Source organism: Clostridium sp., assembly GCF_021372645.1.
GTDB lineage: Bacteria > Bacillota > Clostridia > Clostridiales > Clostridiaceae > Clostridium.
Map to the genome: position 1 here is coordinate 1 of NZ_JAJFUC010000053.1, position 15,445 is coordinate 15,445.

Consider the following 15,445-nt stretch of genomic DNA (forward strand, 5'->3'; position numbering starts at 1 on the left):
CCTTGCTCTGTTACTAATTTTATTATTTCCATCTTGTATTCTACTGAAAATTTCTTTCTTTTAGTCATTTGATTAACACATCCTTATCTGTACTTATTATACATACTTTTCTATGTGTCTATCAAATAGGGTATACTCCACCTCAATAATCTTACTAAATTATAATTATTAATATAGTAGTAACTAATACGTTAGTAACCAAAACAGAATATTAATTACTACACTATCTTATTCGTAAATTTCCTACAGTATTTCCCGCACTAATATATGCATTGATTATTTTAATACATACACTCGAAATAACATAATTAAATGCCATATAGACAATTGCACATGAAATTATAAGCATTATCTTTAATTTTATATCATTATCAATACATTTCTTTTCAACTTTATAAACTAAAGATGATGTTACTAATGTTGCTAATATACTTATCACTCTAAGTGCCATAAATCCAATATTTGAACTATCTACTCCATAATAAAAATACTTAAATGCCCATACTATATCTATTGCGGTAAGAACTTGTCCTATTATTGGAGTATTTGATAATACTCCTGATACCATATCGGAAATAACTGGTATGTTACTTATCATTCCTATGCTTACTAATATCAATGTTAATATTATAAGAATTATTTTTTTTTCATTTTAATATCTCCTTTATAAAAATTATGCATAATCATTCTTTTAATATTATCTTTTAGTAAATGAAGTAAAACATCTACATCATACTTTATCACGCTAAAAATGAGATTTTATTAAATACTTATAAATAAGCACTAATTATCTATAAGTATAACATTTTTCATAATACTAAATTTTATAGCATGCTAAGTTTTTCCATTATTTTTTTCTTTATATAACTATTAATTTTTAAAGATTTAATATCTAGTGCTTTAAGCTCACTTCTTATTTTATCAGGCTCCTCGCTGAATATGTAATTTGATAAACTTATTGCACCTTCTCTAAATATTCCCAAATACATTAATTCTAATGTCGTCTTTTTTGATGCTCCAAATTCTAGATATAAGGAGTAATTACATAACTTTTCTATATATAACTCCCCACCATTCAATTTAAGAACTTCCTTTAATATTTCTTGGTATGCATAAAGATATTTATTTATAGTAAATCGTATCTCTTCATTTAAAAATCCCAATCTATCTTGTATCTTTTCATTTATCTCACTGGATGTATACTCACTTGGACTAAAATCATAAAATATTATCTCTCTAATATTCTTTTCCCTCATCCACTTGAGGCCTGTTATCTTTATTGCATTTAATTGTTTATCTGTATATTTACCATTAAAAAATATTTTATTTATTCCTCCTAGAATAATTCCAAATCTTTTATCAGCTTCTTCAAAAAATGGATTTAGCAAGAAATATAATTCTATACTATTATAATTTTTTATAAATGTATTCCATAATATATTTATTGCTACAATATCAATTCCAACTAGTCTTTTTAATAATTCTTTCGGAGCTTCATTATTATTAATTTTTTCTGCTAAAATAGAATCTATCTCTAGAATATCATTGCTTTTATCTAAATATTTTTCCACTATATTTTGTCCATCAATTTTTTCTAAAAGTAAGATACTTTCAAGATTTTCATTACATACTATTACCTCTTTATTATTTCTATTAACTTTTATAGTCTCTTTATTTTCTATATACGACTTAAATTGGTTCAATTCTTCACTTATCATTTTATTTTTTTTAAATTCTATGTCTTCTATCTTTCTTCTTGCATAATTTGAATTATACCAATCAGATTTAAAATTAATACAAATTATATTTCCACATAAGTCATTATTCATTCTTCCTGCCCTACCAGAAAGATTCCAAAATTCCAAATTTGATAAAAATTCCGTATTTTTCTTAGGATTATATATGTATATATTATTTGCTTGTACATTAATACCCTCCAGCAGAGTAGATGTACATGATATTATTTTTAATTTTCCATCCTTAGCTAAATCCTCCACTCCATTTTTTATTATACTTGGAAGCTTGCTATAATGATATGCTACCCCACGTTGTATTAAATCAGCCAAATCGTATTCTTCACATATATATTTCTTTAAGAAGTCACTAAACTCATCTAATTCTATAATGTTTAATTTAGGAAAATTTTTCTGCTTAGCTAATTTATTTGATATTTTCCTTGTACTACTTGGTATATTACAATATATAATAGAATTTTCATCATTGTTAAATTTATTTATTACATATGCTATTCTATCTTCTAAACGACGAAAGCTTTTACTTCTATATTCAAAGCTGCTTATAGTCTTATCTTTATATTTTATCTTGATATCAGAATCTTTACTATCTTCTTCTAGTGTTATTACATTCTGATTTACTGTTGATAGTTTTTCATGTCTGTAATACGTATTTTCCAACTCAAATCTTTTAATAAATACTTCTGGATTTTCAATTAACGGACTTACAAAAAATATTTTTATATTTCTCCATAATTGTTTAGCTCTTTTTATTGTATATTCTAACAATATTCCCCTAGCACCTTCTGCTATCTGTTGAGCTTCATCAACTATTAATAAATCTAAAATCAAGTTAAACTCACTAGCATTACTGCATAATTGATTTAATCTTTCTTGAGTCAAAATAAATATCACTTTATTTTCTACCATTTCATCATTTAGTTCAGATGAGCACGTTACAAATATTCTCTCATCTAAATTTAGGCTTACTATCTCATTTTGTATATCATTCATAACCTCATTAATTAATGCTCGTGTTGGAACTATGTACACTATTTTTCTAGTTTGTGTATTAACTAGTTGGTCTATAATTATTTTTTTCATCAAAAATGATTTTCCTATTGATGTGGGGGCTGATATACTGATATTTTTTACATTCTTTAGTGCATTACTTGTTGATAATTGGAACCTATTTAATATTTCTTTTTTCCCCGCAAAATTCTTCGAAAAAAACTCTTTTTTATATAATTCTTCAAATAAAGAAATTCCCTTATAATGTACTAAATTTTTATCATATCCTTTTCTTTTTCTTAAAACATTTTCAAATGTAAATATAGTTAAATTTGATAATATATTATTACATTTTATTAATATCTTATTATCTTCACTAACGCTTGATATTATAGTAGCATATCTTAAAGCCAGCTTTTGATATAAAAACTTTTCAGAAAATGACATTATATTAGCTAGCCCAAGCCCTATCTTCATTTCATCCGCATTAATTTCAGAATTAACATTTAACTTTAAAAATTCTTTCTTTATATATACTCTTGTATACTTATCTACTAACATATTGACTAATAACAAGTCTGATTCTTTTAATATAATCATTATATAACACCCATTATTTCTAAATATTTTCTATAGTTCTTATATCTGATATTGGCAATACAAATAAATTTACATTTATATCTCCTATGTTATTACTTAATCTTACTAATCCATTATATTTATTCTCATCATCAGTGATTTTTTTCGTAAACGTATCTGTAAAATATTTAATTATTCTTTTTTCATTATTTATTATACAAGGAATATTTTCATATATTTTGCTATTATATACAACTAATGCAGTTATATCAATATCAACATTCCCCTTATACTCATTTCTAGTTATCCTCCCAATTTCTACTTGTGATTTGTAATCTAAACACTCAACTGCTTTTCCATCCCATTCTATTCCTGTGAGTTCCACAAAGTTATTCTTGTCTCTTATCCCTATGGAATTTATTAAATTTTCTAAAGAGAGAAATAAATCTTCATAAACTGAGATGATTGGAATTAATAACTTAATTCCTTTTTCACCTTTTTTAAAATATATATCCTCTTCATAATATTGGCACTCCTTTTCTACTAAAACTTTTCCTATTTTAGGAGCATTAATAATTCCTTCTGATAACATCCACAATATAATATAAGCACTATTAAAATTGCAATTCATTCTGGCTTTAACTTTCTCTATTCTTTTATGCATATTTTCTATATACTTTATACTAGGTAACTCATTATTTTCTAAAGAATATCTTTCATCATAAGTCAAAGCATATTCTCCTATTGCATTGTTTATCTCATCTAAATATTTTTTTGTATTTATAGTTCCATGTCCTTCCACCTTAAAAAAACTTATCCTAAAATCTATATTTTCATTTTCAAACTCATGGAATGAATGATAATATAGTTCATTACATAGCTTCTCATTTTCTATCAATCTTTTACTCAATTGTAACGAAAACTGTTTTTGAGGAATGTTTTCTATCAGCTCCATTCTATTGTGTTCTACTAGATAATTTATTATTTTATTAAACGAAATGACCTTGATTCTTGTTTTCACACCATCTCCACCATAATTTCTTATAGCCATCCCAAGTATATATTTTCCCGAATAAACCGCTCCACCCGATACTCCATTCCATTTAGCTCTATCCTCCTGATTTTCAATCATGAATAGATTATCTCCAATCTCCCCGTTTAAATCATCATATTTTTCAAGTTTAAGTTGAACTCCTACTACCTCCCCCGTCTCTTTATTGTATTTATATCCATAGGCAAATAATTTTTCCTCTGTTATACACTCTGTTGATATTTCTGGTATGTAGCTTATAGGAATTTCCTCTGTTAATATAATTTCTGCTAAATCCAAATCTGGGATTCTATTAACCGATTCAAAAAAGTATTTTTTCCCAAAATCATTCCTATATTCTACATAGCAATCATCATAGCTAGTTAGCTCTTTAAAATTGTGATTTGCTGTATATAATATATTTTTTTTAATAAGAAATGCCGTTCCTAAAACTTTTTCAGCCTTGAACAACTTACATACAAATGAATAATCCATATCTTGTCCTTCCTATATGTTTATATTGAGTATTTCTTCGCTTTCCGCAGAAGCTGGCATATTAATGATATATTTATACTTTTCTTTAAGTTGAATTTTATCTAGCTCTCGTAATATTTCACAATTTCTATAATTAAATAAAATTTCTTTCATACTAGTTTGCTTAACTATTACTTTGCATAAGCATTCTAGGTTTGGATGATTATACCTATCTCCATTAGTAGATATAACATATTTTTTCGAACTAAATAAATCAAAAAATTTTGAAGAAATATTGTATTTGCTACCATGATGACTTAATTTAACCAAATCAAAATCAATCTTTTTCAACTCATTATCTTCTACATATTTCCCAAGGCTCTTCTTAATATCGCTCGAATTAGAATCTCCTAAAAATAACATTTTCTTTCCTCCCACTTCTATAAAAAAAGCTATTGAAGCATTATTAGCTGGATTTGACTTGTTAAATTCTAGTTTTGCTAACTCTTCTATTTGTATTTCTCCTATACAACAATCTTCATCAAAAACCTCACTACTATCTTCGCTATTTATATAGTAATTGTAGAATTTATTCATTGTTTTATTATCAATAACTAGACCATCACTCTCTATTTCTAACTCATCACACCACTCTTCAAAAAGTTTGTTTATTCTTTGGGACTTAGGAGATAATAGCACAAACTTTATTGAATCATTAATAGGATACACTTCTTTGTAGAGCTGTTTTTCACATTGTACAACAACTTCATCCTTATTCCAAACATCTCGGTGCTTACTTTTTAAGATGTAATTCGCTAAAATCTTTGCGCTCTCATATGATACTTCTTCATCAAAAATGCTCTTATTAGACTCTTCTTTTTCGTTTGACTCTAAGACTATATCATGTTTATATTTTCCTTCAGTAATTTTATATAAATCATTAAACCATATATTACCAATATCGATTTTTTGCATAATCTCTTTATCTTTAAACAGCTCTACCGCTCCACCTATATGGTCATCATCTATATGAGTAAGTACTATCAAATCAATCTTTTTAATAGACTCTAACTCTTTCTTTATAAAATTTTTATATGTATCTACTAACCCACAGTCAATCAGGATATTATACTCTTCCTTATCTTGTGATATTGTTAATAAAAAACTTTCCCCATAACTCGCTGGAAAACACTTAATTGCAACACTACACATTTTTACTACCTTCCTACAATTCTTATATTTTTATATTTATTATAGCATAAATAGTATATTATTGAATTATTTTGTAACTACTTAAAACTTTTCCAATAAAAATACTTCACTATTCCACCTATTAATAATTACTAAATACCTCGTTGCAATTCTTACTAAAAATTTAATCACTAAAAAATATAATTATTATATAACTTTCTAGTTGTTTAGAAACAAAATATTAGCACCAAATTTAACTATATAACTATTACTGTTATATACCTAAAATTGGTGCTAATCTATAATTTTTCATCTCAAAATTTATTATATATTTTCTAAAAATACATTACATTTATTATTTTGCACTAGCTACAATGACCTTAAAACATAAATTAATTACTAACTTTTTTAGGTGCTTCTTTAATTTGTTTTCTAGTCTTAGATGAAATAACAGTTTTAGCAACTTCTTTTCCATCTTCAATATAATTGTCTTTTGCTCTAGTTCCTTCTTTAATTTTCTCTTTTTCTATTAAATCATCATATAAGGGAATTACTAATTCATCCAATTCATCTAAAAACTTAGCATCCACATCAATTGCTTTTATCTCTATTTTAGAATAAATACTATCTAAGATAGATTGATTTAAATTTGATTTTAACTCCATTGCCCTACGTTTTCCTAATTCCTTAATAACAAATTCCTTAGATGAAGTAATGTTATACGCAAAAAAGCTTGAATATATTCCATGCATTTTAAACTTATAGTTTAAATTTTTATAGAATGCCATTCTTAGAGTTGTATTTTTCAGCTTATATAAATCTTTAAGATTATCTATCTTCATTCCTTCCATGGTTTGGTTTTGCAATTCTATGAATAAAGCTTTTTCTTCTTGAGTTGCTTCTCTTGTTTCTATATCATATAAACCTTCTTTTTTAGGTGTTCCATCTTCATTATTCTCAAGAAATACTTGTACATTTATAAATAAAATATATTCTAACAATATTAATCCTTTACTTTTCAAACCATTTAATGCTCTTTTTATATATCCAGAATTAGTATTATTAGTTAAAGATAATATCTCCGACACAATATCTTCTTCAATATTCAATGTATAGGCAATGTCTTCAATGTTGTAGAAATAATTATTATTAACCATTCCGCAATCCCCCATTAAATTACGCGTAGTAATTATTATATTATTCCTATTAGCTCTAGCTAATTTATCTAACACCAATAACTGAATATCATTTTGTAATTGACTCTGTGATAGTTGGTTAATTATTTGCATTTGTGTATATATTTCTTTTATTATATATTTGCCTCGAGATTTTCGTAGCTTAGAATATTTGCAATATACAGCTAATTCCTCAAATTGCCCCTTTTTGCCATTCGACATTCCAGAATAGTATTTGTTAAATAACCTTAAATCACATAGCTATTTATACGTATATTCCTTATTTAATTCTAATTTCTTTAATACTTCTAAATTAATCTTATCCATTTTTATTTCTCCTTCGTAAATTTAATAATTTTATCTTTTGTAAATATTAGTTTTGAAGAGAGTATATAACTCATCATCAACTTCTTGACTTAATTTTAACTACTATCCATATAACTCCACGGCCTTAGTCTTTCTTTGTAAATCACTTGTTTCCCCATTATCTTATTTCCTTTCTAAAATAATTCTTAACGTTAAATAATTTTACTTGACAGTAAGTTAGTATTAACTTATTATATATAATATAGGATATAATTGAGATATCGTATGAACTAGCCAAGTAAAATCTAATATAACATAATTTAAAGCATTACTCAAAGTTCAAATATGGTTAAATTTAGATATTATTCACGTTTAGATATAAACATCTTTTTATATCTATTTTTTTGTTCTATTTACTTCCATTTTCTCCAGAATAACATATCTATTGATATACATTTTTCAATATAAAATCTTGGTTTTAAGATATCTTCGTTTACGATAAATCGCTAGTATTTACTTAACTATTTCAATTATTCAAAATGTATGTAATAGTAACTTTTTTTTACAATTTGTGTATGTTTATGTACTCAACCATAAAATTTGAACAATATATTTTTATCGTCAATAAATTTTCAATGGTGTAATTATCAAGGTGTGAACGCCTCATATCAACTACGTAGAACTTTTCAAAACGTAACCAAGAGCCCCTATAAGCTTTTAACAGACCAAAAACTAGTCAAATTATAAATGTTCTTATATACTATCTTAAAACGAAAACAATAGTAATTTTAAGTTTTAAAACAAAAGAGAAGAGGATAAACACTACTCCTCTTCAATATTACTTATACACTTATTCTATTGTTTTCTCTGTCAATACTAAATGACTTATAATTATGAATCAATTCTTGTACCTCTTTCTTATTTCTTACATAACTTCTCATTATATTACTACGTTCAATAAAGCAATTTATCCTTTTAATATTTATATTGCAAAAAATTATAATTCTCACTTTTAAAAAGAATCTAATTCTATCATCAATTGTTTTTTTCAAACTTACTCTAGCAAATAGTTGTTCATAACTTGCATAAATACATGATAAGTAAATATATAGCATAAACATACATGAAAGTATTACAGGTAATGAAATATCTTTAATTTTATCTTTTACTATAATGCTACTTATGTTTATAACAATTTCTCTAATTGAATAGAATAACATGTACAATCCTATAAAACTCTGAATTATAGTTAAGAGTTTCTTTAACTTTTTACTATTTTGGTTCTGAAGCTCTTCATTTTTATCAAGAAAGACTATAAATAATGTTAAAATTGTCATGCCTATCATTAAAACAACTTCTACAATAAATGAAAAAGTATATAAATTTAATATAAATTGAAGAATTATCATTAACCTTATATTACTTTTAAGGTGCTTTTTAAAGTAACTAAAATCTTTTGCTGTTCCAATAGCTTTACCGCACCAAATTAATCCAATGGTAACGAACCATACAATTGTATCTTTTAAAAGCCTCTTTTCCCAATATCCACATTTAATTAATATAAATACTATTCCCAAATAATATACTACCATTGTTATATACCAAATAATTAATTTTTTCTCTAATGCACACTTAATAATATTAAACAGCGATACTCTAGTATCTTTTTTTAATAAAATATAGATAAGAAACATCGAAATCCAAAAAGCAGTTGCAAGCTCCCTATTATTAAATGTTTCATTTAAATAAACAAAGACATTACTAATATTCATAACTCTCTTCTCCTCTTGTAATGTTAGCTTATATTCAATTTTTTCCGCTACACACTTATGATACCATATTTTATTAAAATAAAAGAAGATTATTTCTAACCTTCTACAAGAACTTTTATATATTTATCTAAAGTTGGCCTGCTTATATTGCACATTTTGGCATAGTCTGTTTTGCTAATAATGTTCCATAGAAACCATTTTTTAAATCAGAAACATTAATTATAAATGCATTATTATATTTATCAAAGAAATCATCCATATTATAACCTGAAATTACTTTTTTATAATTATTTTGTTTCACCACACAAAATAAATATTTTTCAAACTCATCTGGAATCATTTGTTTCATGAAATTATTTACTATTGCTTCTAAATTTAAATTTTCCATCTTAAAAGCCCTAAATGGTTCATATAGATTTATTTTTTCTTCAACAGCATCACAGAAATACTGATAATCTATCAACACTAAATTGTGGTATTCATTTATTACTTTTTTTATTGGAGTTATAAGTGAAATATCATAACCAGGATATTGTCCAATACTAAAATCAAAATCCATATCCTCATGTTTAGCTTGTTGTAAAATATCCTCTTCATTACACTGTTCTAGAATTTCTTTATGAGAAATATATTTAGTTGGTATAACTTGCATTTCCGATAATGCTGGTATTCTTTCATTATGACTATCAAATTGTATAAAATGTTTTTTAAAGTCAGGACGAAATGTATATGCATAATCTGTTTCTTCATTACCACGTCTTATATATCTTCTAAAATGGATATTATGTACACAACTATTAACATTCATAAAATAAATCACATTATATTTTCTACTATAAAAAACATAATAAAAAGCATTCTTTGTATCAAGTGACTTTATAATTCCTTTTCTTAAATATAGATCCTCCCAAATTTTTGTATCAGTTATACTATTAAGCATATATCTTTTTTTACCATCTATATCAGATGATGAAAAAACACTATTATTTCTAACTATAACCGATATTGCTTTACATTGACTTATGTCATCATCAACTAAATAATATTCAATATCTCTAAACCATTTTAATGTATTATTAAGCAAAATCCCTGATAGCGTACCTCCAACTCCATATTTAAAAATATCATTTTTTAGAATATAACATTGACTACAGGCAATTATCATTGATAGATAGTATTCCTTTTCAAACTTACTAGAATATAACCCATTTACTATTCCCTTCATATCATCCGACAAGAAATGTATACTTTTTCCACTACCAATTTCAGCATAATCACACTCACTAAAACTCCCCTCCGAAAATAAGTATATATGATTATCATCTTGACCTTTCGAAAAAATAAAAATCATTTCTACATCGTATTTATCATAACTGTTTTCAATACTTTTCAATATAGTATCTATTTCAGATATATTCATTTCATAAATACATTGATATACTCTTTGTATGATTTCAAGAGCAGCATCAACATTTCCCGAATATGATATAGCCAAATTCGGAGATACTTTATAAATTTTTAACACCCCTTCTTGTATGTAGTGTTTTCCATACAATCCTTGTACCTCTCCAAATGAATTAGTAGTAGATTCTAATTCATTTGTCTTTTCAGATACTGCTGTATCAGCAATCATATATACACTCTTTTCTTTTTTCCAAGCTAAACAATAAGTCATTTTACCACCCCTCTAATCATCACTTTGTTAATAATTTAAAGCATAATATCTCATAGCTTCAATATTATAACATATTTATGTTTTACCATATCATTAATAAATTGAAAAGGCAATAGTTTAAATATTTATAAACATCATGGCACCAAATGTTTTTCATGTAGTGTCGCTTTATCACTCAATTTTTAATTAATATCTCCACTAACTCTAATCCTCTACCACCTCACCATAACTCCACAAACATGCTCTACATAAAGAACATAACAAATTCATGATTTTTCAAATTTTTAATTATTCTTCAAAAACATTTAGAATTTTTGCACTACTGCAATATATTATAATTAGCTCTTAACACGTATTCTTTAGCATTTCTTGCCCGCTTTTAATTATATTGTAATTAAAAATCGCAATATACGTAAAATGATATTGTTATGATGCATAGCAATTAGTAAATATTCCAAATATTGTCTACCGTTCAACACCAATTTGAGATGAATATAAAATATATAAATCAATAATAATAAACTCTTCCTGCATATATTTATTAACACATTATGTATTTACCACTTCTTTATATTCTCTAAAGGACTATACTTCTGATATGCATTTCTCAAATCTTCATCAGACAAATCTAAATAAGCTTTCTCAGTAACAGTTACAGAACTATGACCTAATAATCTTGATAATGTATAGATATCACCCTTAGAAGCTATTAGAAATCGTCTAGCAAAATTATTTCTTAGTGAGTGTGGTGTTATATTCTTATTTAATCCTATTCTTAGCATATAACTCCTAAAGTTCCTTTCAAAATTAGATGCAGTAAGTATTCCATTTGTTCTTTGAGTTAGAAATAGTAATTCAGTGCTTTGCATACTATCTTTAAATCTAAGCCATTTTTGTAGTATCTTGGCCATTAGTGGACTATAGAAAACTACTCTATCTTTTTTACCTTTATTAATTTCCGCTGGTATTAGTATACTTCTTCTGTCTAAATCAACATCATTTATGGTTAAATTAATACATTCTGTCAATCTCATTCCTGTATCCAAAATTAGATTTGTTATTACATAATCTCTATATTCATGGAATTTTGTTAAATCCATAGCTTTTATAAGAGCTTTCCATTCATCATCTGTTATTTGGTCTTTAGCTTTTCTTTTTACTTTTAAAAATTTTGCTTTTGATACAGTATTTGATTTTATAATTTGATTTTCTTCTAGCCAATTGAAAAATACTTTTATATTTCGTAGATAACAATTTATAGTAACTGGACTAATCTCTTTCCCTAAATCTCTTCTATTTTGCTGAAAATTAATCTCTAAACTTTTGTCATTTGCAACATATGAATATTTTCCTCTTTCTTTAGTAAATTCCAAATATTCCTCTACAATGTTTTTATTAACTTCATCTACTTTCGATATTTGTTTTTCTTCTTCCAAATACTTAGCAAATAAAGCTAATGTTTGATAATAACTTTTTATAGTTTTAATTGACAGATTTTTAAGTTTACAATAATCTATAAAATCCTTAATATGAATTGTAAACTCCTTTTTGGTTTTAATTTTTGGCATAAAAATAACCTCCTATTAGTTAGATTGTTACACCCAACTAATAAAAGGTATTAGTCTTACATAATTTTGTAATATTAATTGCTATGAAAAACTATTAGTTGCTATTAATATATGGATGGAAATTATTTTCCACAACTTTCAACTTAGCTTTTCATCTTGCTTTAAGGCTTATTAAGACACTTTATTCTTAAGTCTTAATTTATCTGCAATAATTGCGATAAATTCTGAATTTGTAGGCTTGCCCTTCTCATTATGAACTGTATATCCAAATAGTCTATTAATAGCTTCTATTTGACCTCTGCCCCATGCAACTTCTATTGCATGTCTTATAGCTCTTTCAACTCTTGAAGCTGTTGTGTTGTACTTCTTAGCTATTGAAGGGTATAATTCCTTTGTTACTGCTGATAATAATTCCATATCGTTTACTACCATAGTAATAGCTTCTCTTAAATACATATATCCTTTTATGTGAGCTGGAACACCAACTTCGTGTATTATATTAGTTATTTCTGTTTCTAAATCCATAGGCACCTTTGTTCTATTATCATTTGATGAAGATATCATTAATGATGTTTGATATGAAGCTCTTACATTTGTTGTTTGTGAAGAAACACCATTAAACATTTCTCTTATTCTTTTAGTGAATACTTCCATGTCAAAAGGTTTTACAGTATAATAATCTGCTCCAAGTGTTATAGCTTGTTGAGTGATTTTATCTTGCCCAACTGCTGATAAGATTATTACTCTTGGAACCTTTTCTAATTCCATAGTGTTTAATTTTTCAAGAACATCTAATCCATCTAAATGTGGCATAATAATGTCTAAAATAACTAAATCAGGCTTTCTTTCTACTATTAATTCTAAAGCCTCTCTACCATCTTTTGCAATCCCAGTTACAACTATATCTCTTTGATTTAATAGGTAGTCATTTAAAATGCTACAAAATTCTTTATTATCGTCAGCAATAAGTACAGATATTTTTGAATCTTCCATATTTTTCCCTCTCCTTTAGTCCATTATTAAATTATATGTTGTATTATATTCGTTTACCCTTATAACCATATCCTATCTAATAATTATGTTATTATAAAATACCATATGAAATACTATTTTTACAAATTTTTGTAAAATACTTTTTATTATTAGGGTATGTACACTAGTCTTAATGGATATTATAATTTATATTAAAATATTTACTTTTACCTAAATATTTTATATGTTTAATTGTTATAATGTATTTCTATTCCACTATTTGTAAATTATACACTTATATTCTTAAGAAGTAAATAGTTTCTTAAAAAATACTTTAAAGTATTTTTTTAAATAAAAATGTAACTATATATTTCCTAAATTCTCAATTATTAATCGAATATATATATATTATATAATTATATCTCTTTTTCTACAATGTATATACCCTATCTTCAAAAAAAGAATTATTTTTTAATTTCTTATTGTTATATATTAATATATAATTACGGATTTCTAAAAATTGTATTTTTATTAAATCACTCAGTAAAAAATCAAGCTGCAAAAGTTCTGCTAACCAAATTTTATATTTAGTATCAGAACTTTTACTCTAGACTTCCTCTTTAATTATGAATTATTTATTTGTTCCTATTTTATTATACCTGCATCTTGAAGCATCCATTCTATATATATTCCGTATCCTGTGTCAGGTTTATTAATTAGTACATGAGTTACAGCTCCTATAATTTTATTATTTTGAATAATTGGACTTCCACTCATTCCTTGAACTATTCCACCTGTTTTCTCTAATAATCTAGGATCTGTAATTTTAATTACCATACTCTTAGAACCTGCAGTAGATTGATTTAAAAGCTTTTCAATTTCAATATCAAATTCTTGTGGACCATTTTCATCAATAGTTGTAATTATTTTTGCTTTCCCTATAATTATTTCATCTCTAAATCCTACTTTAAGTGGTTTTCTTTCTTGATTTAATGCTTCAATATTTTTAATTTCTCCAAAAATCCCACTTTGAGTATTTTTTTGAATATCACCGCTTGGTGTTTGTTCATTTATAAAAATTCCTCTTAATTCCCCAGGTGAGCCTTTTTCTCCTTTTCTAACACTTATTATAGATGATTGTAATACATCTCCTTTTTTAATTATGAAAGGTTCATTGGTATCACAATCTGTAATTGGATGTCCTAATGCTCCAAATTTCTTTGTATTATCATCAAAGAATGTCATTGTTCCAACTCCAGCTGCAGAATCTCTAATCCATAATCCAATTTTATAATCCTTATCATTTTCTTTTTTTAAATGAATAATTTTTGTAAGATTTTCGCCATTTCTTAGAATATCAACGTTTATATCTTCTTTCTCACATGTTTTAATTGTTTTTAACAAATCAATAGAATTTTCCATATCGATGCCATTAACTTTTAATATTATATCTCCAATTTCAAGACCACATAACTTCCCAGGACTTTCTTCTTTTTTATTATTAACTTCTATATCAGAATATCCTACAATTAGTACACCTTCACTATTTACCCTTACACCAATAGAATTTCCTCCTGGATAAACTTCTAAATCCTTAATTTTTTGAACCTCTAAAGATTTAAGTGGAATCATACCTAAAAATTTTATTTGATACTTGTTTTCATTATTACTAATTTTATTTATTGTATTTCCTATAGGTGAAATTGACTGTACCGCTTTTTCATTTCTAGTATAAATTTTATTCGGCAAATTATTTATACTTATCATGGTAATTAAAACTAGAATCAGGATTGGAGCTATAAGTAGACTAGTTGTACATAAAAATTTCTTCTTCATATTTCTCTCCTCCTTTACTTCTTACTTTTAATTTTCCCACTATACAATATTCTTATCCTATAAGAACTTTGTTATTCGAGACAAAAAATTTAGCATATACTAAATTTTAATAATTCTATAATT

10 protein-coding genes are annotated in these 15,445 nt (G+C 25.6%); all 10 read right to left on the minus strand.

Features of this window, described 5'->3' with window-relative positions; translation table 11 throughout:
• Positions 1-223: 223 nt before the first annotated feature.
• Entirely contained in the window at positions 224-598 is a 375-nt protein-coding gene (locus LLF98_RS09025; RefSeq protein ID WP_291702826.1) for a hypothetical protein, read from the minus strand.
• 226 nt (positions 599-824) lie between these two features.
• Positions 825-3,344: a DEAD/DEAH box helicase gene (locus LLF98_RS09030; RefSeq protein WP_291702828.1), complete on the minus strand. Its 2,520-nt coding sequence runs from the start codon at positions 3,342-3,344 to the stop codon at positions 825-827.
• 19 nt (positions 3,345-3,363) lie between these two features.
• On the minus strand, positions 3,364-4,848 hold the full coding sequence (locus tag LLF98_RS09035; RefSeq protein ID WP_291702830.1) for a Hachiman antiphage defense system protein HamA: 1,485 nt from the start codon (positions 4,846-4,848) through the stop codon (positions 3,364-3,366).
• Between the two features lie 12 nt (positions 4,849-4,860).
• Positions 4,861-6,039, minus strand: a complete 1,179-nt coding sequence (locus LLF98_RS09040; protein ID WP_291702831.1) for an MBL fold metallo-hydrolase — start codon at positions 6,037-6,039, stop codon at positions 4,861-4,863.
• Between the two features lie 371 nt (positions 6,040-6,410).
• Positions 6,411-7,175 (minus strand): hypothetical protein, encoded by a 765-nt coding sequence (locus LLF98_RS09045; RefSeq protein WP_291702832.1) that lies wholly within the window; start codon positions 7,173-7,175, stop codon positions 6,411-6,413.
• A 1,166-nt stretch (positions 7,176-8,341) separates the two neighbouring features.
• The gene (locus LLF98_RS09050; RefSeq protein ID WP_291702833.1) at positions 8,342-9,271 is read right to left on the minus strand and encodes a hypothetical protein; all 930 of its coding nucleotides are present in this window, start codon (positions 9,269-9,271) and stop codon (positions 8,342-8,344) included.
• Positions 9,272-9,413: 142 nt separating this feature from the next.
• Positions 9,414-10,946: a hypothetical protein gene (locus tag LLF98_RS09055; RefSeq protein WP_291702834.1), complete on the minus strand. Its 1,533-nt coding sequence runs from the start codon at positions 10,944-10,946 to the stop codon at positions 9,414-9,416.
• A 557-nt stretch (positions 10,947-11,503) separates the two neighbouring features.
• A complete protein-coding gene (locus LLF98_RS09060; RefSeq protein ID WP_291702835.1) occupies positions 11,504-12,514 on the minus strand; it encodes a tyrosine-type recombinase/integrase in 1,011 nt (336 codons plus the stop codon).
• Between the two features lie 171 nt (positions 12,515-12,685).
• A complete protein-coding gene (gene spo0A / locus LLF98_RS09065; protein ID WP_291702836.1) occupies positions 12,686-13,507 on the minus strand; it encodes a sporulation transcription factor Spo0A in 822 nt (273 codons plus the stop codon).
• Positions 13,508-14,131: 624 nt separating this feature from the next.
• Positions 14,132-15,322, minus strand: coding sequence for a SpoIVB peptidase (spoIVB, locus tag LLF98_RS09070; RefSeq protein WP_291702838.1), 1,191 nt, complete (start codon positions 15,320-15,322; stop codon positions 14,132-14,134).
• Between the last annotated feature and the right edge of the window lie 123 nt (positions 15,323-15,445).

What these genes read in the sequence shown, in the direction of transcription:
- LLF98_RS09025 (WP_291702826.1), bottom strand. Translation starts at nt 598, where the DNA reads ATGATAAGTAACATACCAGTTATTTCCGATATGGTATCAGGAGTATTA.
- LLF98_RS09030 (WP_291702828.1), bottom strand. Translation starts at nt 3,344, where the DNA reads ATGATTATATTAAAAGAATCAGACTTGTTATTAGTCAATATGTTAGTA.
- LLF98_RS09035 (WP_291702830.1), bottom strand. Translation starts at nt 4,848, where the DNA reads ATGGATTATTCATTTGTATGTAAGTTGTTCAAGGCTGAAAAAGTTTTA.
- LLF98_RS09040 (WP_291702831.1), bottom strand. Translation starts at nt 6,039, where the DNA reads ATGTGTAGTGTTGCAATTAAGTGTTTTCCAGCGAGTTATGGGGAAAGT.
- LLF98_RS09045 (WP_291702832.1), bottom strand. Translation starts at nt 7,175, where the DNA reads ATGGTTAATAATAATTATTTCTACAACATTGAAGACATTGCCTATACA.
- LLF98_RS09050 (WP_291702833.1), bottom strand. Translation starts at nt 9,271, where the DNA reads ATGAATATTAGTAATGTCTTTGTTTATTTAAATGAAACATTTAATAAT.
- LLF98_RS09055 (WP_291702834.1), bottom strand. Translation starts at nt 10,946, where the DNA reads ATGACTTATTGTTTAGCTTGGAAAAAAGAAAAGAGTGTATATATGATT.
- LLF98_RS09060 (WP_291702835.1), bottom strand. Translation starts at nt 12,514, where the DNA reads ATGCCAAAAATTAAAACCAAAAAGGAGTTTACAATTCATATTAAGGAT.
- spo0A (WP_291702836.1), bottom strand. Translation starts at nt 13,507, where the DNA reads ATGGAAGATTCAAAAATATCTGTACTTATTGCTGACGATAATAAAGAA.
- spoIVB (WP_291702838.1), bottom strand. Translation starts at nt 15,322, where the DNA reads ATGAAGAAGAAATTTTTATGTACAACTAGTCTACTTATAGCTCCAATC.